The 23,581-nt window shown below is 54.1% G+C and carries 22 protein-coding genes and 1 tRNA gene; 6 read left to right on the forward strand and 17 right to left on the reverse strand.

What is annotated here, in order from left to right:
- Positions 1-882, reverse strand: coding sequence for a decaprenyl-phosphate phosphoribosyltransferase (locus ABGT88_RS11295; protein WP_258327673.1), 882 nt, complete (start codon positions 880-882; stop codon positions 1-3).
- A gap of 191 nt (positions 883-1,073) precedes the next feature.
- On the opposite strand from ABGT88_RS11295, the gene ABGT88_RS11300 reads away from it, so the two are divergent.
- Positions 1,074-3,263 carry an outer membrane beta-barrel protein gene (locus ABGT88_RS11300; protein WP_346702164.1) on the forward strand — a complete coding sequence of 730 codons (2,190 nt, stop codon included), beginning with the start codon at positions 1,074-1,076 and terminating at the stop codon, positions 3,261-3,263.
- A gap of 127 nt (positions 3,264-3,390) precedes the next feature.
- On the opposite strand, the gene fabG is transcribed toward ABGT88_RS11300, so the two are convergent.
- Positions 3,391-4,137 carry a 3-oxoacyl-[acyl-carrier-protein] reductase gene (fabG, locus tag ABGT88_RS11305; RefSeq protein ID WP_346702166.1) on the reverse strand — a complete coding sequence of 249 codons (747 nt, stop codon included), beginning with the start codon at positions 4,135-4,137 and terminating at the stop codon, positions 3,391-3,393.
- 57 nt (positions 4,138-4,194) lie between these two features.
- Positions 4,195-4,773 (reverse strand): TetR/AcrR family transcriptional regulator, encoded by a 579-nt coding sequence (locus ABGT88_RS11310; RefSeq protein WP_087408438.1) that lies wholly within the window; start codon positions 4,771-4,773, stop codon positions 4,195-4,197.
- 244 nt (positions 4,774-5,017) lie between these two features.
- On the opposite strand from ABGT88_RS11310, the gene ABGT88_RS11315 reads away from it, so the two are divergent.
- Positions 5,018-5,092: transfer RNA gene (locus ABGT88_RS11315), tRNA-Met, on the forward strand.
- Between the two features lie 267 nt (positions 5,093-5,359).
- Here ABGT88_RS11315 and ABGT88_RS11320 read toward each other — a convergent pair.
- The 3 genes from ABGT88_RS11320 to ABGT88_RS11330 form a co-directional block, all read right to left on the reverse strand.
- The gene (locus ABGT88_RS11320) at positions 5,360-6,094 is read right to left on the reverse strand and encodes a hypothetical protein (protein WP_346702168.1); all 735 of its coding nucleotides are present in this window, start codon (positions 6,092-6,094) and stop codon (positions 5,360-5,362) included.
- A 38-nt stretch (positions 6,095-6,132) separates the two neighbouring features.
- Positions 6,133-6,741, reverse strand: a complete 609-nt coding sequence (locus ABGT88_RS11325; RefSeq protein WP_346702170.1) for a hypothetical protein — start codon at positions 6,739-6,741, stop codon at positions 6,133-6,135.
- A 174-nt stretch (positions 6,742-6,915) separates the two neighbouring features.
- The gene (locus ABGT88_RS11330; protein ID WP_346702172.1) at positions 6,916-7,821 is read right to left on the reverse strand and encodes a hypothetical protein; all 906 of its coding nucleotides are present in this window, start codon (positions 7,819-7,821) and stop codon (positions 6,916-6,918) included.
- Between ABGT88_RS11330 and ABGT88_RS11335 the strand changes: the two genes are divergently transcribed.
- The 3 genes from ABGT88_RS11335 to ABGT88_RS11345 are packed head-to-tail and all read left to right on the forward strand — an operon-like array spanning position 7,796 to position 11,358.
- Positions 7,796-9,355 (forward strand): phospholipid carrier-dependent glycosyltransferase, encoded by a 1,560-nt coding sequence (locus ABGT88_RS11335; RefSeq protein ID WP_346702174.1) that lies wholly within the window; start codon positions 7,796-7,798, stop codon positions 9,353-9,355. The genes ABGT88_RS11330 and ABGT88_RS11335 overlap by 26 nt on opposite strands.
- 3 nt (positions 9,356-9,358) lie before the next feature.
- Positions 9,359-10,936, forward strand: coding sequence for an NAD(P)/FAD-dependent oxidoreductase (locus tag ABGT88_RS11340; RefSeq protein ID WP_087408434.1), 1,578 nt, complete (start codon positions 9,359-9,361; stop codon positions 10,934-10,936).
- Positions 10,933-11,358 carry a GtrA family protein gene (locus ABGT88_RS11345; RefSeq protein WP_346702176.1) on the forward strand — a complete coding sequence of 142 codons (426 nt, stop codon included), beginning with the start codon at positions 10,933-10,935 and terminating at the stop codon, positions 11,356-11,358. The genes ABGT88_RS11340 and ABGT88_RS11345 overlap by 4 nt, the downstream gene beginning before the upstream one ends.
- Positions 11,359-11,665: 307 nt before the next feature.
- Here ABGT88_RS11345 and ABGT88_RS11350 read toward each other — a convergent pair whose 3' ends face one another.
- The 7 genes from ABGT88_RS11350 to ABGT88_RS11380 all read right to left on the reverse strand — a co-directional run bounded on the left by ABGT88_RS11350 (position 11,666) and on the right by ABGT88_RS11380 (position 18,595).
- Positions 11,666-12,151 (reverse strand): SPOR domain-containing protein, encoded by a 486-nt coding sequence (locus ABGT88_RS11350; RefSeq protein WP_346702178.1) that lies wholly within the window; start codon positions 12,149-12,151, stop codon positions 11,666-11,668.
- Between the two features lie 162 nt (positions 12,152-12,313).
- On the reverse strand, positions 12,314-13,441 hold the full coding sequence (gene hisB / locus ABGT88_RS11355; RefSeq protein ID WP_346702180.1) for a bifunctional histidinol-phosphatase/imidazoleglycerol-phosphate dehydratase HisB: 1,128 nt from the start codon (positions 13,439-13,441) through the stop codon (positions 12,314-12,316).
- Complete coding sequence (gene hisC / locus ABGT88_RS11360; protein ID WP_346702182.1) at positions 13,438-14,499, reverse strand: histidinol-phosphate transaminase; 1,062 nt, start codon at positions 14,497-14,499, stop codon at positions 13,438-13,440. The genes hisB and hisC overlap by 4 nt, the downstream gene beginning before the upstream one ends.
- The gene (gene hisD / locus ABGT88_RS11365) at positions 14,483-15,799 is read right to left on the reverse strand and encodes a histidinol dehydrogenase (RefSeq protein WP_346702184.1); all 1,317 of its coding nucleotides are present in this window, start codon (positions 15,797-15,799) and stop codon (positions 14,483-14,485) included. The genes hisC and hisD overlap by 17 nt, the downstream gene beginning before the upstream one ends.
- A gap of 1 nt (position 15,800) precedes the next feature.
- Positions 15,801-16,652, reverse strand: coding sequence for an ATP phosphoribosyltransferase (gene hisG / locus ABGT88_RS11370; protein ID WP_346702186.1), 852 nt, complete (start codon positions 16,650-16,652; stop codon positions 15,801-15,803).
- A 266-nt stretch (positions 16,653-16,918) separates the two neighbouring features.
- Positions 16,919-17,935, reverse strand: coding sequence for an inorganic phosphate transporter (locus tag ABGT88_RS11375; RefSeq protein ID WP_087408428.1), 1,017 nt, complete (start codon positions 17,933-17,935; stop codon positions 16,919-16,921).
- A 12-nt stretch (positions 17,936-17,947) separates the two neighbouring features.
- Positions 17,948-18,595: a DUF47 domain-containing protein gene (locus ABGT88_RS11380; protein WP_087408427.1), complete on the reverse strand. Its 648-nt coding sequence runs from the start codon at positions 18,593-18,595 to the stop codon at positions 17,948-17,950.
- Between the two features lie 239 nt (positions 18,596-18,834).
- Here ABGT88_RS11380 and mnmD point away from each other — a divergent pair, with 239 nt between their 5' ends.
- Entirely contained in the window at positions 18,835-19,521 is a 687-nt protein-coding gene (gene mnmD / locus ABGT88_RS11385; RefSeq protein WP_346702189.1) for a tRNA (5-methylaminomethyl-2-thiouridine)(34)-methyltransferase MnmD, read from the forward strand.
- Here the strand turns inward: mnmD and ABGT88_RS11390 are convergent.
- The 4 genes from ABGT88_RS11390 to hypF are packed head-to-tail and all read right to left on the reverse strand — an operon-like array spanning position 19,508 to position 23,560.
- Positions 19,508-20,137, reverse strand: a complete 630-nt coding sequence (locus ABGT88_RS11390; protein WP_087408426.1) for a trans-aconitate 2-methyltransferase — start codon at positions 20,135-20,137, stop codon at positions 19,508-19,510. The genes mnmD and ABGT88_RS11390 overlap by 14 nt on opposite strands.
- A complete protein-coding gene (gene hypB / locus ABGT88_RS11395) occupies positions 20,134-20,883 on the reverse strand; it encodes a hydrogenase nickel incorporation protein HypB (protein WP_346702191.1) in 750 nt (249 codons plus the stop codon). Before hypB ends, ABGT88_RS11390 begins: the two co-directional genes overlap by 4 nt.
- 18 nt (positions 20,884-20,901) lie before the next feature.
- Positions 20,902-21,261: a hydrogenase maturation nickel metallochaperone HypA gene (locus ABGT88_RS11400; RefSeq protein ID WP_087408424.1), complete on the reverse strand. Its 360-nt coding sequence runs from the start codon at positions 21,259-21,261 to the stop codon at positions 20,902-20,904.
- Between the two features lie 13 nt (positions 21,262-21,274).
- A complete protein-coding gene (gene hypF / locus ABGT88_RS11405) occupies positions 21,275-23,560 on the reverse strand; it encodes a carbamoyltransferase HypF (protein ID WP_346702193.1) in 2,286 nt (761 codons plus the stop codon).
- Positions 23,561-23,581: the final 21 nt, after the last annotated feature.

The raw sequence follows: 23,581 nt of genomic DNA on the forward strand, positions 1-23,581 counted from the left end.
TCAGATGTATATAATTACAAAGAAAGAAAGTATCCATCCCACAACACAGAGTTGGATGAACAGATCGTGCATCAATACACGAGTAGGGCTTCCACTTTTTACATCGACAATTGTCAGCTGCAAGTAGCGAATAAGTCCGGCCAACACGAAAACCGACGTAACATACAAATAGGGAGTTCCCATACGAGAAACCACCTCTTCCGACACCGTGTACATGATGTAACACACCATAATTATGGTTGCCAGAATGGTTATGACTTGGTTTATAAAAGCCAAATTATACCTGCTCACATTTTTCCGCAATACTACTCCGGTTTCTTCAAATGCCACTACATCGTCACGACGCTTGGCAAAAGCCAGAAAGAGAGCCAACAGGAATGTCATCAATATGATCCAATGTGAAATCCATATACCCGTAACCAATCCACCCAACAAGACTCTCAAAACAAATCCTGTAGCAATGATAAAAACATCGACTATTGCTACATTTTTAAGTTTTATGCAATAGACGACATTCATTATAAAATAGGTCAATAACACCCCTGCTACTTTATAAAAAAGAGCTTGGGGGAAATAAATGCAAGTCAACAATATGGATAGAACTGCCATTACCCCCATTAGACAATAACCCATATTCTTCGAGACTCTCCCCGAAGCAATAGGACGAAAGCGCTTCTTGGCATGCCTTCGGTCTGCCTCAACATCCCATATATCATTGAAACAGTAAATCGAACTTGCCATAAAACTGAATGCAAAGAAAGCAACCACTGTTGCCAAGAAATAGTCGTAATGAAGAATTTGCCCAGAAAAGAACAAGGGAAGAAAAACAAATCCATTTTTTATCCATTGGTGAGGCCGCAGTAGAAGAATAAAATCTTTCATCTTCAAAAAAATATTTAGACTAAAAACAAAAGTATATGTAAAATTTTACAGTCACAAATATCACCTTCTTTATCTGCAAGAATTATTTACAACACATTGTCATATCCATCCTAAAAAAAGTTTCGTTTCCAAGCCGTTTTTTGTAACGAAACTCGAAGTTTTTACGTCTATATGAGAAAAGACGATACCGAATGAAACAGACGATCCCGGCCACCCTGCTTGCGGTGGCTCTCTCTACCTTGTGCGCACACGGTGCCACCCCCGAAACTTCGACTCATGCAGACGATTCCATCGCCGTAGTCTATGCCGATACCACCGGCCTGAATGTCGACTCTATCGAAAGTTCGCTCAAGCAGGTCGACCTCGACGAGGTGACTGTCGAGGCATCGTCGTGGGTGCAGAAGGCCGACCGCAACCTGTTATTTCCCAACGCCCAGCAGATAAAGCAATCGCGCAACGGCTTGCAGTTGCTCCAGAAGTTGCAGATTCCCGGCGTCATCATAAACCCTTCGGACCAAAGCATTGCCCTGGCCGACAAGAGTGAGGTGAGCCTGCGCATCAACGGCCGCCCCGCCGACAACAAGGAGATTCAGGCCCTCTCGCCCGAGCAGATTGTACGCGTCGAGTACATCGACAATCCCGGCGTGCGCTACGGCGAGGTGGGTGCCGTAATCGATTTCATCGTCAAGAACCCCACCTCGGGCGGCAGCTTCATGGGCGACATCAGCCAAAGCGTCAACCGGGGATTCGGCGAATACTGGCTCGCAGCCAAGGTGAACAGCGGCAAGTCTGAGTTCTCCTACTCGGGTTGGTGCTCGCCCCGTTGGAATATAGAGATGCTGCGCGACAATACCGAACACTACGAACTGCCCGACGGCACCCGCTATACCCGCACCGAGGAGAGTCTCGACGGGAACAAATTCGAACAGTGGACCAACGGCCATTCGCTCAACTACAACTACCTCGACCCTCAAAAGCAGATGTTCAATGCCTCGCTCAACTTCTATTATGGTCATCAAGAGAACCTTTACCGAGGTATCCTCACCGACCATTCGCCCGGCGGCACGACCAGCCTCATGCTCGACGACTCGAAAACGCATCGTATCAGGCCCTCGCTTAACCTCTACTATCAATACAACTTCGACAAAGACCAGCTGCTCATGGCCAACGTCGTGGCCAGCTACGAGCGACCCAACAGCCACCGCATCTATACCGAGGACGAACTCATCTATACCGACAACGGCTTTACCACCGGCTCGTCGCTGGTCGACATCGACAACCTCATCAAGAGCCGCACCTACTCGATACTGGGCGAAGTCGACTATGAAAAGAGGTGGAAAAACAGCCGCGTGACGGCCGGTATCCGCCACACGCAGTCGTGGATTACCAACGACTACGTGGCGCAGGGCGTCGACGACCACATGAACCAGGGCAACAGCTACATCTTCGGTGAATACTGGATGCGGCTGGGAAAACATTTCGACTTCTCGGCCGGCGTCGGTTACAGCCTCTACTCCTATGTGCCGCGCGACCGGGAGTCGCACCTCTACTCCATCTGGCGCCCCCGTATCTCGGCCCGATACACCATCGACGACCACTCGTCGCTGCGGTTCAACTTCGTGCGTATGGGCAGCGTCATCAGCCTCGACATGCTCAGCCCCGTGGTACAGGACGTCGACGGCATACAGCAATCGACCGGCAACCCCGACATCAAGCCCTATGCCACCTACAAATACGACCTGCAATACCAGTACAACCGCGGTATCTTTTACGGCAAACTGGGAGCCTTCTATACCCATGCCCCGGGTGCCATCATGCCCGAAAAGGTGTGGGTAGGCGACAAAATTCTCACCCGCTACAACAACCAGCGAAATGCCGAAGAGCTGCGTTTCTACCTCGATACCCGGGTAACGGCCATCCCCAACTGGCTCACCCTCAGCGTCGGACCCGCCTGGCACCGCTACTGGATGCGGGGCAACAACTACACCCACGTCTACAACAACTTCTATTGCTACGCCACCTTCGAGCTGTCGCACTGGGGATTTTCGCTCGAGGGAATGCTCGAGACCAACTTCAACCGGTTCTGGGGCGAAACACTCAATGGCGGGGAGAATGTACACACCCTCAAACTCACCTACAACTACAAGGACTGGAATTTCGGGGTGATGGTGTTCGACCCCTTCGTCAACGACTACAAAGTGAAAAGCGAAAACTGGAACCGCTACGCCGGATACCAACAGACAATGACCTCGAACATGGTCAAACAACTGGTTGTCGTCAGCGTGAGCTGGAACCTCAACTGGGGCCGCCGATACGAGGCTGGCGAGCAGCGCATCAACAACGCGATAGGCGGCGGTGGTGTCAATGCCGCCGGCAAATAACCCCTGTCCGTCGGGCCGGCCCCTCCCCCCCCGCGGCCAACAGGTTCCCGGCCTGGCATCCAACAGAAACAAAACGGGGCCGTATCGTTTGCGCGATACAGCCCCGTTCTTTATGCAGGTTTCCGAATTACATGTTCATACCACCGCAGCAGTGGATAACCTGACCCGTTACATACGACGACAGGTCAGATGCGAGGAACGTAGCCACGTTGGCCACATCTTCGGGCGTTCCGCCACGACGCAGAGGAATCTGTTTGGCCCATTCGGCTTTCACCTCGTCGGAGAGAGCGGCCGTCATGTCGGTGATGATGAAGCCCGGAGCGATAGCGTTGGCACGTACACCACGCGAGCCCAGCTCTTTGGCAATCGACTTGGCCAAACCAATCATACCGGCCTTCGATGCCGAGTAGTTGCACTGTCCGGCGTTACCCGATACACCTACCACCGAAGCCATGTTGATGATGCTTCCGCCCTTCTGTTTCATCATAACGGGCGTAACGGCGTGGATGAAGTTGAAAGCCGACTTGAGGTTTACGTTGATAACCATATCCCATTGTTGCTCGGTCATACGCATCATCAGACCGTCGCGAGTGATACCGGCATTGTTTACCAGGATGTCGATACGGCCGAAGTCCTTCACGATTTCGGCAACCACGCTGTGAGCCTCCTCGAAGTTGGCGGCATTCGAAGCATACCCTTTGGCACGTACACCCAGAGCGGCAATCTCTTGCTCGGTAGCTTTTCCGTTCTCGTCGATGGCGAGGTCGGTAAATGCAATATCAGCTCCTTCCGAAGCGAATTTCAGGGCGATAGCTTTTCCTATACCCCGTGCTGCACCAGTAATGACAGCAACTTTTCCTTCCAGTAATTTCATAATTTTCTTGTTTATATGCAGGGCCGCAAGTCGCCTCGCCGCCCTCGGTTAATAAAATTATCGTTTTATCCCGTACAAGATGAAATCCAGGATGTAATCCTTCAGCCGCGACCGCTCGATGCCCGACTCGGCAAAGTTGTCGCGAATGTAGGGCACATCGAGCCCCCGCAACGCATAGTGCAGCACCGAGGCGGTAGCCGTCACATTGGGGATATGAAACACCCCCTGCTCGACCCCTTCGGTGAGGATGCTCCGCAAGAGCGCCTCCTCGCGGATGTCGATGCTGCGCCGGGCCTTCTCCACCTTCCAGATGTCGCGGAAGAACTCGGCCCGCAGCGTACCGTTGCGCACCACCGCCTCCTTGACCGCCTCCAGCCGGGTGTTGATGTAGTGGAGCAACTTCTCCTCGGGCGGCAAGTCGCGGTTGGCAAGCCCCTCGAGCCGAGCATACAGGTGCTCCGACTCGGCCTCGACCACGGCCCAATAGATTTCGTTCTTGTTTTTGAAATAGGTATAGATCGTGCGACGCCCTTTCCCCGACGCTTCGGCTATATCGTTCATCGTCGTAGCTGCCACCCCTTTGCGGGCAAACAACTGGCGAGCCACATCGATAAGCAATTCACGCGTACGAACCATAAACCTGTCTCTTTTTTTTCAGTTGCACAATCGTGCAAAACGTGTGCGAAATTACATATTTTTATTATTAAAAACCAAAGTATGCACTTCGTTTTTCAAACCGCACGAAGTGCTAAAAACTTTAACATAACAATAACAATCTGACACACAATATTTTAATTCAAAATCATCGAATCAGACAAAAAAAATATATCCAAACATTTGCTTTTTCAATTATTCTCCGTACCTTTGCACTCACAAACACCGCGGGGTGGAGCAGTGGTAGCTCGTTGGGCTCATAACCCAAAGGTCGTCGGTTCGAGTCCGGCTCCCGCAACCAAGACAAAGGGTCGCAACAGCGACCCTTTTTTCGTATCTACCCCTCCCCCTTCTCTTATGTCGGCCTCCCGAAAATATTCAGAGGATACAAAATTATTCCGTAATTCTGCAAAAGGAATATACCTGCTTGAAATTAAGATGGTTAGAGAATTTACTTCGTTTTTGGGTAATGGGTTGGCAACCGTTCAATTTGCTGTGGTCTGCATCGCTTTGCCTGTTCGGGTAACTCTTACGGATGCAAAAATAAAAAGAATATTTTAAATATCGTTCATTTAGGGGTATCTATACGCATCGAACTAATGAATGAAACAGGAATATCATTTTCCTTATAATAGACCCCTCTTAATATATGTCCATCTTTTAAACAAGACGTAGCAATATAATAATTCTCCCTCTTGTCGTTTTCCGTCTTACCTATGAAGAAATTCAAAATGATATATTTATAGATTTCAGACCAATTTTCTACCTGAAACTCTTTTCTATTACTTGATAAGGTTGAATATCCTTCAATGGTAAAATGTTTGAGGACATGAAATATTCCCCCTTGAAACTGATAGCTTTCATTAATGCCTCTACACAAATCAAGTCGGAGTATTCGATTAGAAATAGAACTGTCTTTTTCCACCTTGAACACATATGCCATGGTTTCTCCTCGAAGGTATTCTAAGAATTCTTCGTCTGTATATTCTCGTATTAATTTATGTTTGTCGTATTCTTTTAATGCCCTAACAATTAATCTGTCATCATTTTGTCCAAAACATTCAGGATGTAAATCTACAATTTTCAAATACTCTCGATTAAGGATAAAACGACAGAAAGCAGGACTCGGAACTATAACAAAATAGTTTTCAACATTTTGTTCAATCTTATATGAAATGAATCGCCAAGATTGAGGGGCAACTTGTGCTAAACAAAAGTCTTTGTCCTCATGACACATTAATATTACAGCAATTTCTTCAACTCGCTTTTTTATTGCGATATATGCCTTTTCTAAATCAATCATAAGACTTTTGTATTAAAAGTCAAAACGCGTAATAATGACTAATCAATATTTCCCCAAGCGTCAAAATCATCCATCATGTCATTAAATTCACGGTTCTCATCATCCCAATTTGACCGCCCGCCATAGAAATTTTCATTATCAAAACATTCTTGTTCAAATGCCATTTGTTCTCTATAATTTTTCTCCCTTTGGATATAAAAATCATTAATTGATGATGCTATTTTTTTAGCAATTACAATTATATCTTTTTCTGAATACTCTTTTGAAGACCATTGGAAACAGCCATCATAAGATTTTAATTCTGGATAAAGTTCCGAATATCCACCATTTTGAAAGATAAACCAATCTTTTTGCGTTTCTCCAAAATAGCGAGATGGTTTTATTCTTTCTATGATTATCAAATTATAATCCCAACTTTTCTCGTACTCATAACCTTCATGTTTATTTTCACCAGTTTGCATAAAACCCTTTCCATATGATGTATAAAGATTCCATTCATATGATTCATCAAATAGACTTAACTTACTGTCTATTCTTTTCAGGGAAGCTTCTATATTTTCATATAGACGATCTTCTCTCGTAGGTTTTCCTTTCTTATAACCAATCTCATTTTCATTATGTTGATAAAATGTATAATTTCTAATCATGTCAATTTGTTATATTAATCAACAGTAGGCGTATATTTACTTTGCAGAAATACATGGACACGGAGTCATACACGAATGCTGCCTCAATTCGATTACAAAGATAGGGGATTTTTGTGATAATCCCCTATCTTCTAATGTCTTTATTTGTTTTAGGAATGGATTTTAGAGTGTATTTTATATTTTCAACCCTTTACCATGTTTAGTGGATATAAAGCCTAATCCCTTTCTCCATTCATGTGCTTTCTCCTTAAACCACTGCACAAGCGGAATATCATTCACGTATATGTGGTAGTGCCCTTTTCTATTCTTGTCCTCTTCAAATGAGAAAGTTGCATTTTCATCACGGAACTTTCGGTTGAACTCGGGGGAATAGAAATCACCTTTTAATCTAACCTTCTTCAACTTGCATAACTCTAGGATTACTCTTTCAGAGAACTTCAAGGTATTTCGGCAGAAGTCAATCAACGGTAACAGCTTTTCCACATAAGGGAAATACCGCTGTATCTTGTCTATATACTCGTTGAACTTGGTGCGTTCTTCCTTATGTTCCTGTTCCATTGTTTCAATATGCTGTACCAACATTTCGTTCTGCCTTTCAAGTGCGGATATGCGTTGCTGCAATTCTTCCCTTTCCACTTTCAACTTATTGCTGCCCAAAAGAGAACCGACCTTTGCCACAAGTGCCGCTTTTGCCTCGGTCTTGGCGGCTTCCAGCTTCTCTGACTTGATTTCCTTCCGCACTTCGTCAAGCTGCCGTTCCGCCTGTTGCCGCTCGGTCTGCAACTGCCGCACGTTGGCTTCAAGCACTCCCGTCTGCCGGTAAAACGTCTGTTGCCGCGCATGTCGGCCATCCGTATCTGGATGAACAAAGAGAATACAAACGACCCGAAGGATTCGGTTATCCCGAATGACAACGACGACAACAATTGATTTAAAACAATTTAAACTCCTATTTATCAATCTATTATAACAGGCATTTCCATAATTCCATCGAAAAATTTCATACAGTAAGAAAAATAGCTTATTTTTGTTTTTAATATTATTTACGACAATTATGAAAATGCCTAAAAATCGCGCCATATACATAGGAGTGGTGGCCTTGGTGTGGGCCTTTGCCTACTTCTACATTTTCAATGCCAAGATCGACGTCAACGGCGACAACTGCCGCTACTACACCTATGCGACGGCTCTGGCCACGGGTCAAGGGTATACCGACATCTCGGCTCCTACACCCCACCCCACCAACGCATTTCCGCCGGGATACCCGCTGCTGATGATGCCGCTGCGCTTTTTCACCGACAGTGTCGTGGCCCAAAAGGTGCTCAACGGGTTGTTCCTGCTGGGGGGTGCGCTGCTGCTCTTCTTTCTGATGGTCAAACGCAAGTTGCCCGACAGTCTGGCCCTGGTGGGGGCCTGTGCCGCTATCCTGAGCGACCGGGTGCTCCACTTCTCGACCATGATGATGAGCGAGATGTCGTGCTTCTTTGTCTCGGCGGCGGCCATCTATCTGCTGACGCTGATGAAGGAGGAGAAACCTTTTTATAAAGATTGGGCCTTCTACGGCATGCTGGTGATGGTACTGCTCTGCTACCACATACGTACCCAGGGAGTTGCCCTGTTTGCCGCCGTGGTGCTCTTCTTCCTCTGCTCCAAAAAGTGGAAGGAGGCAGCGGGTACGGTGGCGGGATTCGTTGTGGGCTGCCTGCCGTGGGTGTTGCGCAACAAGGCGCTGGGCCTGGGACAGAGCCGCTATTTCGAGTCCATTGCTCAGGTGAACCCGTGGCGACCCGAAGACGGTTCGCTCGACCTGGGAGGTATCGTCGGCCGCTTCTTCGACACGCTGGCCATGCTGGTATCCAAGGCATTGCCCAACTCGGTGATTCCCTACTTCAAGGTCGACTACACGCCCGAGGTCTCGGCCGGATTCCTGCTGTGGGTCGCAGCCATCGTGCTCGTGGCCCTCATCGTGCGCGGCTTCTGGTCGTTCGGTAAATACCGCTGGGTTCTCATCGGCTACACGGTCTTCACCTTCGGCCTCATCTCCATCTTCAGCACCCCCAGCGAAAACCGTTACCTCACCTCCATTATCCCCTTCCTGAACATGGGTCTGCTCGTGGGGCTCTACGAGGTTGTCGTCTGGGCCCTGCGCCGCATGGGCTCGAAACTGGCCTTCTCGCCCTGGATTCTCGCCCTGCTGCTGCTCACGAGCGTGGGCAACATCAAGGAGTTGCATGCCATGAACCGGATGCCTTTCCCGCCGGCCTATCAGAACTTTTTCAGAATGGGAGCCGTGCTGAAGGAGCATGTATCGCCCGAGACGGTGGTAGCCTCGCGCAAAGGCGAACTGCTCTACATGTTCTCGGGAACACGGGTTACCGGCTACGCCTTCTCGCAGGACGACCGGGCCGTGATACAAAAGATGCTCGACGACGGGGTGGAGTATGTCATCCTCGACCAACTGGGATACAGCTCGACCTACCGTTACCTCTACCCGGCTATTCAGAAGAACGACGACCTCTTTTTCGTCGCCTCTCACATACCCGCCCCCGACACCTATCTGTTGAAGTTCGACCGAGAGGCGGCCCGTAAGAAACTGTCACAAACCAACCCCTAAATCATGAGTGCAACCGACAAGAAATCCAAACAGGCAGTCATTGCCGGAGCCGGTCCTGCGGGACTTACCGGCGCATACGAACTGCTGAAACATACCGATATTCACCCCGTCGTATTCGAGGAGTCGAACGAAATCGGGGGTATCTCGCGCACCGTGCGCTACCACGGCAACCGCATGGACATCGGGGGGCATCGCTTCTTCTCCAAGAGCCAGCGGGTGACCGACTGGTGGAACGAGATTATGCCCCTGCAGGGCTCGCCCTCGCTCGACGACCGGCTGCTGCACACCACCGACAAACCTTTCGCCCCCGGCGGTCCCGACCCCGAGACGACCGACCGCGTGATGCTGGTGCGCAACCGCATCTCGCGCATCTTCTACCTGCACAAGTTTTTCGACTATCCCATCTCGCTCAAGCTGCAAACCTTCACCAACATGGGGCTGGTGCGTACCATCGAAGCGGGCTGCGGATACCTGTGGTCGGTATTCTTCAAAAAGCCCGAGACCTCGCTCGAGAATTTCTATATCAACCGTTTCGGCAAACCGCTCTACCGCATGTTTTTCGAAGACTACACCGAAAAGGTGTGGGGCGTTCACCCCTCGAAACTTGGGGCCGACTGGGGTGCCCAGCGGGTAAAGGGGCTGTCGGTATTTGCCATTCTCAAGGACATGCTCAAGAAGAGTTTCTCCAAGAAAGAGAATATCAAAGAGGTGGAGACCTCACTCATCGAGCAGTTTGTCTACCCCAAACTGGGACCGGGCCAACTGTGGGAGACCGTGGCCGACGAGGTGCGCCGGCACGGGGGTGAGGTGATTACCGAGACCCCGGTGAAAGAGATTCATATCGCCGACAACCGCGTGACCCACGTGACCGTCGAGGATGCCCGGGGCCGTCGCGACGTGCCCTGCGACTACCTGCTCTCATCGCTTCCCCTCAAAGACCTCGTCCGGTCGATTCGCGGCATCGAGGTACCCGACGAGGTGAAACGTATCGCCGAGGGGCTGCCCTACCGCGACTTCATCACCGTGGGGCTGCTGATGAAAAAACTCGCCATCGACAACCAGACCAAAATCAAGACCTTTGCCAACCGCATACCCGATACCTGGATCTACATACAGGAGCGCGACGTGCGCATTGGCCGCCTGCAGGTCTTCAACAACTGGTCGCCCTACCTGGTCAAGGACTACGAGAACACCGTGTGGATAGGGCTCGAATACTTCTGTACCGAAGGCGATGCCTTCTGGCAGATGAGCGACAAGGAGTTTATCGACATGGCGGTGGGCGAACTGGCCAAAATTGGCATCATCGACCCGGCCGACGTGCTCGACTCGGTACGTATCAAGGTGAAAAAGGCCTACCCCTCCTACTTCGGCAGCTACTACGAACTGGACCGGGTGAAGGCGTTCCTCGACGGCATCGAAAACCTGTGGTGCATCGGCCGTAACGGACAGCACCGCTACAACAACATGGACCACTCGATGATGACCGCCATGGTAGCCGTCGACCACATTGCCGCCGGTAACCCCGACAAGAGTGCCGTGTGGTCGGTCAACACCGAAGAAGAATATCACGAAAGCAAATGAAAGTAACCGACCTGTTCCACAAGCTCTTCTACGGCTCTACCGACAAGCTGCTCGTTCAGTTCGTGCGCTACTTCTTTGTCGGCGGGTTTGCCTTTGTCGTCGACTTCGGGCTGCTCTATATCCTCACCGAGTATGCCAGGCTGCACTACCTGCTCTCGGCCACCCTCTCGTTCATTGCGGGTCTGCTGGTCAACTACATCATCAGTTACCTGTGGGTATTCAACGGCTCGAAATTCAAGAACCGACTGGTCGAGTTTCTCTTCTTCGCCGCCATCGGCGTGGTGGGGCTGGCACTCAACGACGCCCTCATCTGGCTCTTTACCGACTGCATCGGCACCCACTACATGTTCTCCAAAATCGTAGCCGCCGCCATGGTCTACCTGTGGAACTTCTTCGCCCGCAAATATCTGGTATTTCGGTAATACACGCCATTCCGCGCCACGACGCGGTATCCAGAAATACCCGAGCAGGAGTACCCGAAACAGTTTACAACGCCTTCCCCTCACTGGACCCCGCATCGTTGTGCGGGGTGACACGTACGTCATACCGCGCTACGACGCGGTATCCAGGAATACCCGGGCAGGAGTACCCGCAACAGTTTACAACGCCTCCCCTCACTGGACCCCGCATCGTTGTGCGGGGTGACAGAACGGCAGAGTGACCCGAAAACAAAACAGGGGAGCCGCCCCAACGGGCAGCACCCCTGCAACAGTCGATTCAATACGTTTTTTACTTGTTAATCAGGAACCAGGCATCGGTAAACTGCGGATAGCGGGCCTGCAAAGCCTCGCGTGCCTGAACGGCCGACGGACGATTGTCGAACGAACAAGCTACCACACGATACCAACCGGCGGCATTCTGTGCCAACACAGCGGGATAACCATCTGCGCGCAGACGCTCGCAAAGGCTCTGTGCATTGAGACGTTGACGGAAACTGCCCACGATTACATTGTACTCTTTGAGCAGAGCATCGTTGCCGTCGACGGCGCTGATGCGCTCGCTCTGCTCGCGCACGGGTGCGGAATAAGAGGGAGTAGTCGTAGTGGTTGTCGAGGGAGTCGTTACCACGGTCTCGGCCGGTGCGGGTGCAGCCTCTTCGATTTTCTTCTCCTGGGCCTTTTCATAGGCAGCCCGATAGGCGCTTTGGCTCGACTTACACGAAGCCATACCGCCAATCAACAAAAGGGACAAAGCCCAAATCCAATTCTTTCTCATAGGACTTTATAAGTTGTTTTAAAGATTTGTTCTATTTTTTCGATTTTACTTCACGCTGCGAAGATAATGCAAAAGTAACAAATAAACCACATTGACTGTCTCAATCTTACCTGTTAAAAAAGATATTTTCCCTCACCTCCGCCCGGCAACGCAAAGGCTCCATCACAGCATGCCCTTGGTCGAGGGCAGCCGGTCGTCGGTGGGGTCTCGCCGGATGGCCATCTTCAATGCCCGGGCAAAGGCCTTGAAGATGCCTTCGATCTTGTGATGCTCGTTCACCCCCTCGGCCTCGATGTGCAGATTCATGCGGGCGGCATCGCTGAACGATTTGAAAAAGTGGAGGAACATCTCGGTGGGCATGTCGCCTATCTTCTCGCGATGGAAATCGGCCTTCCACACCAGCCACGGACGCCCGCCCAGGTCGAGGGCCACGCGGCACAAGGCGTCGTCCATGGGCAGCGAAAAACCATAGCGGGCAATCCCCCGCTTGTCGCCCAACGCCCGGGCAAAGGCGTCGCCCAGCACGATGGCCGTATCTTCGATGGTGTGGTGCTCGTCGACCTGCAAATCGCCTCGGGTGTGTACCGTGAGGTCGACCCCGGCATGGCGACCCAACTGGTCGAGCATGTGGTCGAAGAATCCGAGGCCGGTGTGAATATCGGTGCGGCCCGTCCCGTCGAGGTTGAGCTCGACCCGCACCTCGGTCTCGGCCGTACGGCGTTCGAGCGTCACCCGTCGGGTAGCGGCACACACCACTTGGGCCACCTGCCACCAGTCGTCGGTCACCGCCTCGCACACCCCGGCCAGACCGGCTGTCTCGACCTCGGCCACGCCCCGTTCGGCCGGAGCGTAATAGATGGCCCGGCAACCCAGGTTGGCTGCCAGTTGCACATCGGTCAGACGGTCGCCAATGACGTAGGAGTGGGCCAGGTCATATTCGCCCGTGGTATAGCGGGTGAGCATGGCCGTGCCCGGTTTGCGGGTGGGGCGGTTCTCCTCGGGCAGCGAGGTATCGATACAGATCCGGTCGAAACAGATACCCTCGTTGGCCAGGGCCTGCACGATTTTCTGCTGCGCCGGCCAGAAGGTCTCGGCCGGGAACGAAGGGGTACCCATACCGTCCTGATTGGTCACCATCACCCACTCGAAATCAAGACGGGCCGCCACATAGGCCAGGCTCTGGAACACCCGGGGACAGAACTCCAGCTTCTCCAGCGAATCGATTTGAAAGTCGACGGGCGGCTCGACTACCAGCGTGCCGTCGCGATCGATAAAAAGCACTCGTTTCATAGACTCATTCTTTTAGGATAACGGCTTAGCGCCTGAAACAACAGATTCATTTCGTCGGCCGTGCCGATGGTGATGCGCAGACAATCGTTGCACAGCCGCACCGACGAGCGGTTGCGCACCACAATGCCCTCGTCGAGCAGCCAACGGTACACGGCCGTGGCCTCGTCGACCCGCACCAGCACGAAATTGGCATCGCTGGGATAGACCCGCTGCACCAGAGGCAACGCAGCCAACTGCCCGACAAAACGGTCGCGCACCGCCAGCGTATCGGCCACCCAGCGGCTCACCTCGTCGGCCCGGTCGAGCATCTCGAGGGCATAGCGCTGCACAGGCGCGCTGAGGTTGTAGGGATACTTCACCCGATTGAAATAGTCGATAATCACCGGCGCGGCAAAGGCCATGCCCAACCGCACCCCGGCACTGCCCCACGCCTTCGAAAGGGTTTGCAGCACCACCAGATTGGGAAACTCGGCCAACCGGCCGAGCCACGAAGGGCGCGACGAGAAGTCGATATACGCCTCGTCGACCACCACGATACCCTCGAAACCGGTCAGGAGCCTTTCAATCTCCTCTTCGGGGAAGGCATTGCCCGTGGGGTTGTTGGGCGAACAGACGAAGAGCAGCCGGCTGTCGGCATCGGCCGCAGCCAGAATAGCCTCGACCGGGAGCGAAAAGTCGGCATTCAAGGGCACTTCGCGATAGGCCACGTCGTTAATGTCGGCACACACCCGATACATGCCGTAGGTGGGAGCTATCGACAAGGCATTGTGCCTGCCCGGCGTGCAGAAGATGCGGTAGAGCAGGTCGATGGCCTCGTCGCTCCCCACCCCGAGGAAAATCTGCTGAGGCGTTACGCCGCGTTGCCGGGCCAGGCGCTGCTTCACGGCCCACTGCAAGGGGTCGGGATAACGGTTGTAGGGAGTGTTGAAAGGGCTTTCGTTGGCATCGAGCCACACCGAAGCCTCGCCCGAAAATTCGTTTCGGGCCGACGAGTAGGGCTGCAACCGACGGATGTTGGGGCGCACCCACTGCTCTATGGATTTACTCGGGGTTGTCATGGTCATTCGCTTTATTCAGGTTTTGCAAACGTATGGTCACCGCCCGACGGTGAGCCTCCAGCTCTTCGGCGGCAGCCATGGTCTCGATGACGGGGCCGAGATTCTTCAGCCCCTCGGGCGAGATGTGTTGAAAGGTTATCTTGCGGGTGAAGCTGTCGAAATTGACCCCGCTGTAAGCCCGGGCATATCCGCTCGTGGGCAGCGTGTGGTTGGTACCCGAGGCGTAATCGCCCGCACTCTCGGGAGAGTAATAGCCCAGAAATACCGAGCCGGCATTGACCACACCCGCGGCCCACGCCTCGGCATCGGCCCGGTGCACAATCAGGTGCTCGGGGGCATAGGCATTGACCAGGTCGAGCTGCTCCCGGTCGTCGTCGAGCAGCACAATCGAGCTGTGGGCAAGCGACTTGGCTATCCATTCGTACCGGGGAAGCCGGGAAGCCTGGCGTTCGATTTCGTCCGGCAAACGGTCGGCCAGGTCGCGACACGACGTCACCAGTACCGACTGGCTGTCGGCCCCGTGCTCGGCCTGCGACAGAAAATCGGCCGCCACGAAACGGAGGTCGGCCCCGGCATCGGCCACCACCATCACCTCCGACGGTCCGGCCGGCATGTCGATAGCCACGCCTTGCATCTGCACCTGTTGCTTGGCCGCCATCACATAGCGGTTGCCCGGCCCGAAAATCTTGCTCACCGCAGGCACGCTGGCCGTACCGAAAGCCAGGGCCCCGATGGCCTGCACACCCCCCAGTTTGAAGATGCGGTCTACCCCCGTGGCACGAGCGGCATAGAGGATAGCCGGGGCAACGCGTCCGTCGCGTCCCGGCGGCGTACACATCACCACCTCGCGGCACCCGGCCAACCGGGCGGGAACGGCCAGCATCAGCACCGTCGAGAAGAGGGGCGCCGTGCCCCCCGGCACATAGATGCCCACCCGCTCGATGCCTACGGCCTTCTGCCAGCACCATACCCCGGGTGTAGTCTCGACCTTGTGCAGGGCCACGGCCTGCGAGGCGTGAAACTTCGTAATGTTGTCGATAGCCTGCCCGATGGCCGCCTTCAGCTCGGGCGACACGGCGGCCGACGCCGCCTCGATTTCATCGGGAGTTACCTGAAAACCGGCTAACTCCACCCCGTCGAACCGGCGCTCGTAACGCCGCAACGCTTCGTCGCCTTCGACCCGCACCGCCTCCAACACCTCGGCCACGGCACGCGACAAGTCGGCCAGGTCAATCTTCGGCCGGGCCACAATCTCCGCCCACTGCTCGCGGGGCGGGTTGTCATATATCTTTACTGCCATACTACAAAATCATCTTTTCAATATCGAGCACCACGATACCTTCGGCACCGGCGCCCTTCAAACGGTTGATTATCTCCCAAAAGCGCTTCTCGTCGAGTACCGTATGCACCGAGCACCAGGACGGATCGGCCAAAGGCATGACCGTGGGGCTCTTGATGCCCGGCAACACGGCAAGCACGTCGGCCAGCCGCGTTTGCGGCACATTCATCAGGATATACTTCTTGCCATCGGCCGCCTGCACCGACTCGAAACGGAAGAGGAGCTCGTCGAGAATCTCCTGTTTTTCGTCCGACAGCGAATCGGTACCGATAAGCACCGCCTCCGACTCGACCACCTGCTCTACCTCCTTCAGCCGGTTGCTCACCAGCGTACTGCCCGAGCTCACTATATCGAAAATAGCATCGGCCAGGCGAATGCCGGGGGCAATCTCGACCGACCCGGCTATCACGTGAATATCGGCCTCGATGCCGTTGCGGTGCAGAAAATCGGAGAGGATACCGGGATACGAGGTGGCTATCTTGCGCCCCGAAAACCAACCGAGGCCCGGGTAGTCCACGTCCTGCGGGATAGCCAGCGAAAGGCGGCATCGTCCAAAGCCCAACTTCTTGAGCACCCCTACGGGACAGCGTTTCTCCAACACCTCGTTCAAACCCACGATACCTACATCGGCTACCCCCGAGGCGACCGACTCGGGTATATCGTCGTCTCGCAAAAACAACACCTCGACCGGGAAGTTCCGCGCCGAGACCAACAGGGTTCGCTTTCCGCCCGGCAACTTGATGCCGGCCTCTTCCAACAGGGCCATCGACTCTTCATAGAGGCGCCCCTTCGACTGAATGGCAATTCGCAACATGCTTCAACTCTTTTTTAAAAGAAAAAAGGCTTACCGCAACTACGGTAAGCCTATATAAATATTCTCCATGCCATTTCTACATGCACGACTCACCGTACCCCTCTGCGAGGAATATGCAAATGATGGTGATGATGCAACGATAGAAACAACATAATGCTCAATTATAATTCACGACAAATATAGCGCTTTAAAAACAAAATGCAAATTATTTTCCAACTTTTTATTCAAATTGTAAATTTATATTCGAATATCTGCAATATTTGCCACTACACAAAGAGAGAGACCACCCAATAGATGCCGGCAGCCAGCAGGGCGCTCACCGGGATGGTGAGAATCCAGGCCACCCACAGGTCCTTGGTCACACCCCAACGCACGGCCGAGAGCCGCTTGGTGGCACCCACGCCGATGATGGCACCCGTGATGGTATGGGTCGTGCTCACCGGAATCTTCAGGAACTCAGTCAGGTAGAGGGTAAAGGCTCCGGCCGTTTCGGCTACCACCCCTTCGAGCGGGGTCACCTTGGTAATCTTGGTACCCATGGTCTTGACAATCTTCCAACCGCCCGACATGGTACCCAGCGAGATAGCCGTGAAGCACGAGAAGGCTACCCAGTTGGGCAGGTCGGCTATGCTGTCGATACCCGCACCCAGCCCCAGCGAGTGAGCCGCAATGAGGGCGGCGGCGATAATACCCATCACCTTCTGCGAGTCGTTCAGGCCGTGGCCTATGCTGAACATGGCCGACGAGACCAGCTGCAACCGCTTGAACCACACCTCGGCCTTGTGCGGATTGGCCCGGCGGCAAATATGCAACACCAGTATCGTGAAGCCGAAAGCTACCACCATACCGATAAAAGGAGCCAGAAAGATGAAGGCAGCTATCTTGAGAATGATGTTGAGCTGTATGGCCCCGAAGCCGCTGGCCATGATGGCCGCCCCGGCAAAGCCGCCGATAAGGGTATGCGACGACGAGGAGGGGATGCCTTTCCACCAGGTGAAGAGGTTCCAGATGATGGCGGCAATGACACCCGACAGAATGATAGGCAGGGTGATAAACTCCTCGACTACCGTCTTGGACACGGTGTTGGCAATACCGAATCCGCCGATGATGTACTTGGCTATGAAGAAGGCAACAAAGTTGAAGAAGGCCGCCCACAACACCGCCTGAAAGGGGGTGAGCACCTTAGTCGATACGATGGTCGCTATCGAGTTGGCGGCATCGTGAAAGCCGTTGATAAAGTCGAACAACAGCGCCAGAACTATGATAATAATCAGCAACTCCATGGCACCCGGTCGTTAGGCATATTTCACAATCAACGTCCGCAACACCTTGCCCACATGCTCGGCCGAGTCGGTAGTCTTCTCGAGTATCTGCATGATCTCTTTCACCTTGATCAGTTCGATGCAATCTTTCTCCTCCTCGAACAACCGTTTGATGAAGAGTTCATACACATCGTCGGCCTGGTTCTCGATGTCGTGCAACCGGGAGCAGTACTCGCGCAACCGGGTGGGGTTCTTGCGGAAACGCTCGAGCTCGTCCATCGCCTTGCAGATGCAATCGGCCTCCTGCTGTACCAGCAGGCTCAACTCCTTGCCGGTTGCCCCAATGGCATGCGGGTTGTAAATCGAGATACGTTTGGCGCAACTGTTTATGCCGTCGATTACATCGTCCATGTGCGAAGCCAACGCCTGTATGTCCTCCCGGTCGAAGGGGGTAATGAAGGTGGTACCCAGTTCGTCGAAGATACGATGCGCCAGGCGGTCGCCCTCACGCTCCAAGTCTTTAATACGTTTGTAGTAGGCATCGCGCTCGTCGGATTTGTCGTGGTCCATACTCTCCACCAGTACGGCCGACGAGGCAACCAGCACCTCGGACAACTGTTTCAACAAAGGAAAAAACTTGGGTTCTTTGGGGGTGAATCGGCTAAAAAAGGAATTTTTCATCGTCGTATTGTATAGATATTTAACACTGTCTATGTTCAAGAGAGCATCGGTCGATACCCTTCGAGACAAAGCGAGGGCGAAAACTCGCTGTATGATTGTCCGCTACAAAGATAGCTGGTCGAAGATAGACAGGATATTACATTTGTTTTAAATTTTTACACTACCTAAATTTTTTTCTCCGGCTCGCTTTATCGGAAAGATTGTCTTACTTTTGTTCCACATCTGTACACAACCGACCGATGAGCGACACGATAGTCATACAAACGACCGACGACGGGGTGCCTACCCTCTACCTGTCCGGGCTGGACGAGCACTACCACTCGACCAAAGGGGCCCTGACCGAGGCGCGCCACGTCTACATCGACATGGCTCTGCGGGCCCGGGACAAACGCAATATCGACCTGCTCGAGGTGGGATTCGGCACCGGCCTGAATGCCTGGCTCACTCTGCTCGAGGCCCAGGAGCGAGGATTGCACATCCGCTACACCGCATTTGAGCTCTATCCGCTCGACCCCGAGGTTGCCGACCGACTCGACTATCCCGCCCGCATCGCCCCGCAACAGAGCCCGGCCTTTGCCCGGCTGCACCGCTGCGAGTGGGACCGCCCGGTCGAAATTGCTCCGAACTTCACCCTGCTCAAACGTCACGCCGACCTCACCCGCACCCCGGTCGATGGGCTCTACGACGTGGTCTACTTCGACGCCTTCGCCCCCGAGAAACAGCCCGAGATGTGGAGCGAGTCGATATTCCGCACCCTCTACGACCATCTGGCTCCCGGCGGCATACTCACCACCTACTGCGCCAAAGGCGAAATCAGGCGACGGTTGCAGTCCATCGGCTTCACCGTCGAGCGACTGCCGGGCCCACCCCACGGCAAGCGGGAGATATTGCGAGCCAGCAAACCTAACGGACCTACTCATAAATAGCCTCGGCCACCGAGACACTCAACTCATCTCCTACTCCCACCCGTTGCAACAGGATATGATAGCTCTCGTCGGTCTCATCGAACGAGGTGACCGTGAGTCCCACCCGGGTAAACTGCTCGACCTGCTCGGCTACGGGGAGTAGCTTGCGCGAAAAGACCTGCGAGACGAGTCGCTCGTGTATCTGGTTGAGATGTCGACGCCCTTGCGCATGAGCAATGAGCAGACGCCCGCCGCAACGCAGATTGTCGGTTACCAACCGGGCTATCGTGTCGACCGGATAACGAAAATGTGGAAAAACCGAATAGAGCAGAATGGCATCGAAGCGACCGGCCAACCGGTCACGCTCCACATCGGCCTGAATAAAATGTACACCTTCGCCGGCATAGCGCAACGAAGCCTCATGCAACATCTTGGCCGAACTGTCTACGGCCACAATCGGCACATAGGAGCCTACCCGTTCACGAATATAGGGTATCATCACACCTGTACCCGTACCTACATCGAGCACCGTCTCGCCCTGCGAAAGCCTCAAGAGCGACAGCAACGACGCTATTTTTGCGGCATCGGGGCGACTGGTGCGGTCCCACACGCCGGCCATCTCGTCGAAGAAATTCATATTGCCTCCTTTCTCTCGAGACACGAGCCAAGGTAGTCGCACCACGCGTCGAGCCCCGTTCCTCGAGTGGCCGATGTTTCAAAAAACCGAATATCTGCGTTGATTTTCAAGGCATTCTCTTTCAGCCGGTCTATACGACTATCGACATAGGGCAACAAATCGATCTTGTTGATTACACAGATGTCGGCCCCGGCAAACATATAGGGATACTTCAGCGGCTTGTCGTCGCCCTCGGTTACACTCAGCAAGACAACCCGCAGATGCTCACCCAAATCGAACATGGCGGGGCAGACCAGATTACCTACATTCTCGATAAAGAGCAGCGAGTCGGAGACTTGCAGCTCGTCGAACGCCTCGGCCACCATGCGGGCATCGAGGTGACAACCGTTGTGGGTATTGATTTGGACGGCGGGAACACCCAGTCGACGGATACGGCCGGCATCGTTGTCGGTATGTTGGTCGCCCTCGATAACTGCCACTCGCCGGAATCCCCGCTCGTCCAGACGGACGAGGGTCTGTTCCAGCAATGCGGTCTTGCCCGATCCCGGCGAACTGACCAGATTGATGGCCACACACCCCATCGAACTCCAGCGAGCCCGATTTTGCCGGGCCACCCGATTGTTGTCACTCAATATATCCTGCTCTACGGCAATATTGACCGCCGTGTCGTGCCCATGAGGCAACCCCCGACGGTGCATCTCTTCGTGGCTCATCTCCCGATGGCCACAACCACAAGTGGTACACATAGTTTTATTGTTTTGTTTTTAAGGTTTATCTTCATCAGACTCGACCGTCAACGACGTGAGGCGAAACTCTTGCCCGGCCTCCAACCGGGTATCGTAGCCACCGCATTGCGGACAAGGCGCATAGAGCGATGCGGGAGCGAAAACAGCACCGCAAGCCCGGCATCGCGAACGGGGCGACACCCGGGTGAGTGCCACCCGGGCACCGGCATAGTCACTGCGATCGAGTACCATCTGCAGGGCATAGGCAAAAGCCTCACTATCGACCCCCGACAGCTCGCCCACCGTCACCTCGACGGTTCGTAGCGTACCGCCGCCATGCCGGCACAACTCGCTACCGACCAACTCGACCACACTGCAAGCCAACGACAATTCGTGCATAACGTCACCCTCTTCAATCGGTTTTCAAAATCGCACTCCGCTCCAGCCACGCCGCAGCGACAGCCATCTGCCCCACGGCAATACCGGCATCGTTGCATGGCACGAGAGCCGGCAAATAGGGCTGCAACCCTACTTGACGCAACAGGGCCATCAGCCGATTGGTCAAGAGCCTGTTTTGTAAAACACCTCCCGAGAGAACCACCCGCGACAGTTTCTGCCGGGCAGCCTGCCGGGCCACCTCGGCACACCACATGGCGGCGTAGGTGTTGTGAAAGGCCATGGCTATCTCACCCCGGGATACGCCGTTACGCAGGTCGTTCACCATAGCCACCACCAGCCACGAGATATCGAGAGGATTATTATGGTCGAAGGGATAGACCTTCGTCACCGACTCGTCGGCCAACTGCTCCAGCTTCTGCGGAGCCTCGGCCTGATAGCGGTTGTAATCGGCTACCCCCAGAAGCGAAGCCACGGCATCGAAGAGCCGGCCCGCACCCGAACTCAGCGGGGTGTTGATACGGCGGGCTATCAGGCGACTTATCAGTTTGATACGGTCGGCTCCTACCCGTTCCACGAAATCGGGAGGCAAAGGCATCGCCTCGCCGTAGAGCGAATAGAGCAGCGACACGGCCATGCGCCACGGTTCACGGGCAGCCACATCGCCTCCCGGCATAGGCAAATAGGGCTGATGCGAAAGACGGCGGTATCGGGTACGCGAGCAGCGCAACAGCTCCCCGCCCCAAATCGTACAGTCGTCGCCGTAACCCGTGCCGTCGAGACACAAGGCCAACACCTCGCCCTCGAGGTCATACTCGACCATCACGGCCACGGCATGAGCGTGGTGGTGTTGTACCCGATAGAGGGGTATATGCTGCTCGGCGGCATACCGTTCGCCCCACATCGTAGCCGCATAGTCGGGGTGCAGGTCGCACACCACACAGTGGGGTGTGAAACGAAACAGCGTGGCAAAATGCGAAAACGACTCTTCGAAAAAGGCAAGATTCTCGCGACAAGACAACTCGCCAATGTACTGCCCCAGCAGAATATCGTCGTGTTTGCCCACGGCAAAACTCGAAACCTGCTCGGCCCCCACGGCCAGAATGCCTTCGGTGGGTTGCAGGTTGTGCAACGGTTCGGGCGTATACCCCCGGGCCCGACGCACGGGACGGCACAAGCCGTCATACTCGCACACCACCGAATCGTCTATCCGGTTGTAAATCTCGCGATTGTACGACACCACCAGTTCTACTTGCGAGTCGAACTGGTCATGAGCCTCACCATCGGCAATGACAATAGGATTTCCGCTCAGGTTGGCACTGGTAACAACCATACGCCGCAACCGGGGGGCCGCCTCGAACAGGTCGTAATGAATGGCCATATAGGGCAAAAGTGCTCCCAATGAGCGATACCCCTCGTTGAGCCAGGAGGCATGGTGAGCCCGTTCGTGCGACACGACGATGGGACGGCGCCACGAAGTCAGGGCCCGACGCTCCTCGTCGGTGAGGGCCAGGTCGTCGGTGGCGGTAGCCTCGTCGCGATACATCACGGCCAACGGTTTGGCGTACCTCCCCTTCAACTTGCGCAGGCGGGCCACCGCCTGCGCATTGTCGGCATCGCACAACAAGTTGTACCCGCCCATGCTCTTCAGGGCAACCAGTCCACCGCCCGACAGGGTCGATGCCACACGCTCTACCAGACGACGGTAGTCGCGCTCCAGCTCTCCGCTCGAGTCGCGCAGCGTATACACGGGGCCACAACGATTGCAGGCAATAGGCTGGACGTGAAACCGGCGGTCGCTCACATCGGCATATTCGCGGCGACAGGTGTCGCACAGTTCGAAGTCGCTCATGGTGGTCACCCCACGGTCGTAGGGCAGAGCCTTGATGATAGTAAAGCGGGGGCCGCAGTGAGTACAGTTGATAAAGGGGTAATCGATACGGTGGGGCTGTCGACGACGGTCTTGCAAACACTCGGGACAGATGGCTATATCGGGGCTAATGCGGGTAATCTCGTTGCCGTCGCTGCGACTGGGAGCAATCTCGAAGCAATCGTACGTCGTAGTAGCCGGAAGAGTCTCGACATCGATTCGCTCGATGGTAGCGACTGCCGGAGCCGCTTCGGGCAACGCCCTCACGAAACAATCTTTCTGCTCCTCGGTCGCCTGCAATACAACGAGTACACCGTCGTTGCTGTTATCTACATAGCCGTGTAAACCCATTTCGGTAGCCAGGCGATAGACGCAGGGGCGGAATCCCACACCCTGTACAAGCCCCCTGACATGTATGTGATACTGATTCATCTGCAAATGTTTTTTTCAGAC

Source organism: Barnesiella sp. An22, assembly GCF_963931395.1.
GTDB classification, from domain to species: domain Bacteria; phylum Bacteroidota; class Bacteroidia; order Bacteroidales; family Barnesiellaceae; genus Barnesiella; species Barnesiella merdigallinarum.

What these genes read in the sequence shown, in the direction of transcription:
- fabG (WP_346702166.1), bottom strand. Translation starts at nt 4,137, where the DNA reads ATGAAATTACTGGAAGGAAAAGTTGCTGTCATTACTGGTGCAGCACGG.
- ABGT88_RS11300 (WP_346702164.1), top strand. Translation starts at nt 1,074, where the DNA reads ATGAAACAGACGATCCCGGCCACCCTGCTTGCGGTGGCTCTCTCTACC.
- ABGT88_RS11340 (WP_087408434.1), top strand. Translation starts at nt 9,359, where the DNA reads ATGAGTGCAACCGACAAGAAATCCAAACAGGCAGTCATTGCCGGAGCC.
- ABGT88_RS11390 (WP_087408426.1), bottom strand. Translation starts at nt 20,137, where the DNA reads ATGAATTTCTTCGACGAGATGGCCGGCGTGTGGGACCGCACCAGTCGC.
- hisC (WP_346702182.1), bottom strand. Translation starts at nt 14,499, where the DNA reads ATGACAACCCCGAGTAAATCCATAGAGCAGTGGGTGCGCCCCAACATC.
- hypF (WP_346702193.1), bottom strand. Translation starts at nt 23,560, where the DNA reads ATGAATCAGTATCACATACATGTCAGGGGGCTTGTACAGGGTGTGGGA.
- ABGT88_RS11335 (WP_346702174.1), top strand. Translation starts at nt 7,796, where the DNA reads ATGAAAATGCCTAAAAATCGCGCCATATACATAGGAGTGGTGGCCTTG.
- ABGT88_RS11310 (WP_087408438.1), bottom strand. Translation starts at nt 4,773, where the DNA reads ATGGTTCGTACGCGTGAATTGCTTATCGATGTGGCTCGCCAGTTGTTT.
- ABGT88_RS11375 (WP_087408428.1), bottom strand. Translation starts at nt 17,935, where the DNA reads ATGGAGTTGCTGATTATTATCATAGTTCTGGCGCTGTTGTTCGACTTT.
- ABGT88_RS11350 (WP_346702178.1), bottom strand. Translation starts at nt 12,151, where the DNA reads ATGAGAAAGAATTGGATTTGGGCTTTGTCCCTTTTGTTGATTGGCGGT.
- ABGT88_RS11325 (WP_346702170.1), bottom strand. Translation starts at nt 6,741, where the DNA reads ATGATTAGAAATTATACATTTTATCAACATAATGAAAATGAGATTGGT.
- ABGT88_RS11400 (WP_087408424.1), bottom strand. Translation starts at nt 21,261, where the DNA reads ATGCACGAATTGTCGTTGGCTTGCAGTGTGGTCGAGTTGGTCGGTAGC.
- ABGT88_RS11295 (WP_258327673.1), bottom strand. Translation starts at nt 882, where the DNA reads ATGAAAGATTTTATTCTTCTACTGCGGCCTCACCAATGGATAAAAAAT.
- ABGT88_RS11380 (WP_087408427.1), bottom strand. Translation starts at nt 18,595, where the DNA reads ATGAAAAATTCCTTTTTTAGCCGATTCACCCCCAAAGAACCCAAGTTT.
- ABGT88_RS11330 (WP_346702172.1), bottom strand. Translation starts at nt 7,821, where the DNA reads ATGGCGCGATTTTTAGGCATTTTCATAATTGTCGTAAATAATATTAAA.
- hisG (WP_346702186.1), bottom strand. Translation starts at nt 16,652, where the DNA reads ATGTTGCGAATTGCCATTCAGTCGAAGGGGCGCCTCTATGAAGAGTCG.
- mnmD (WP_346702189.1), top strand. Translation starts at nt 18,835, where the DNA reads ATGAGCGACACGATAGTCATACAAACGACCGACGACGGGGTGCCTACC.
- hypB (WP_346702191.1), bottom strand. Translation starts at nt 20,883, where the DNA reads ATGTGTACCACTTGTGGTTGTGGCCATCGGGAGATGAGCCACGAAGAG.
- ABGT88_RS11320 (WP_346702168.1), bottom strand. Translation starts at nt 6,094, where the DNA reads ATGATTGATTTAGAAAAGGCATATATCGCAATAAAAAAGCGAGTTGAA.
- hisD (WP_346702184.1), bottom strand. Translation starts at nt 15,799, where the DNA reads ATGGCAGTAAAGATATATGACAACCCGCCCCGCGAGCAGTGGGCGGAG.
- hisB (WP_346702180.1), bottom strand. Translation starts at nt 13,441, where the DNA reads ATGAAACGAGTGCTTTTTATCGATCGCGACGGCACGCTGGTAGTCGAG.
- ABGT88_RS11345 (WP_346702176.1), top strand. Translation starts at nt 10,933, where the DNA reads ATGAAAGTAACCGACCTGTTCCACAAGCTCTTCTACGGCTCTACCGAC.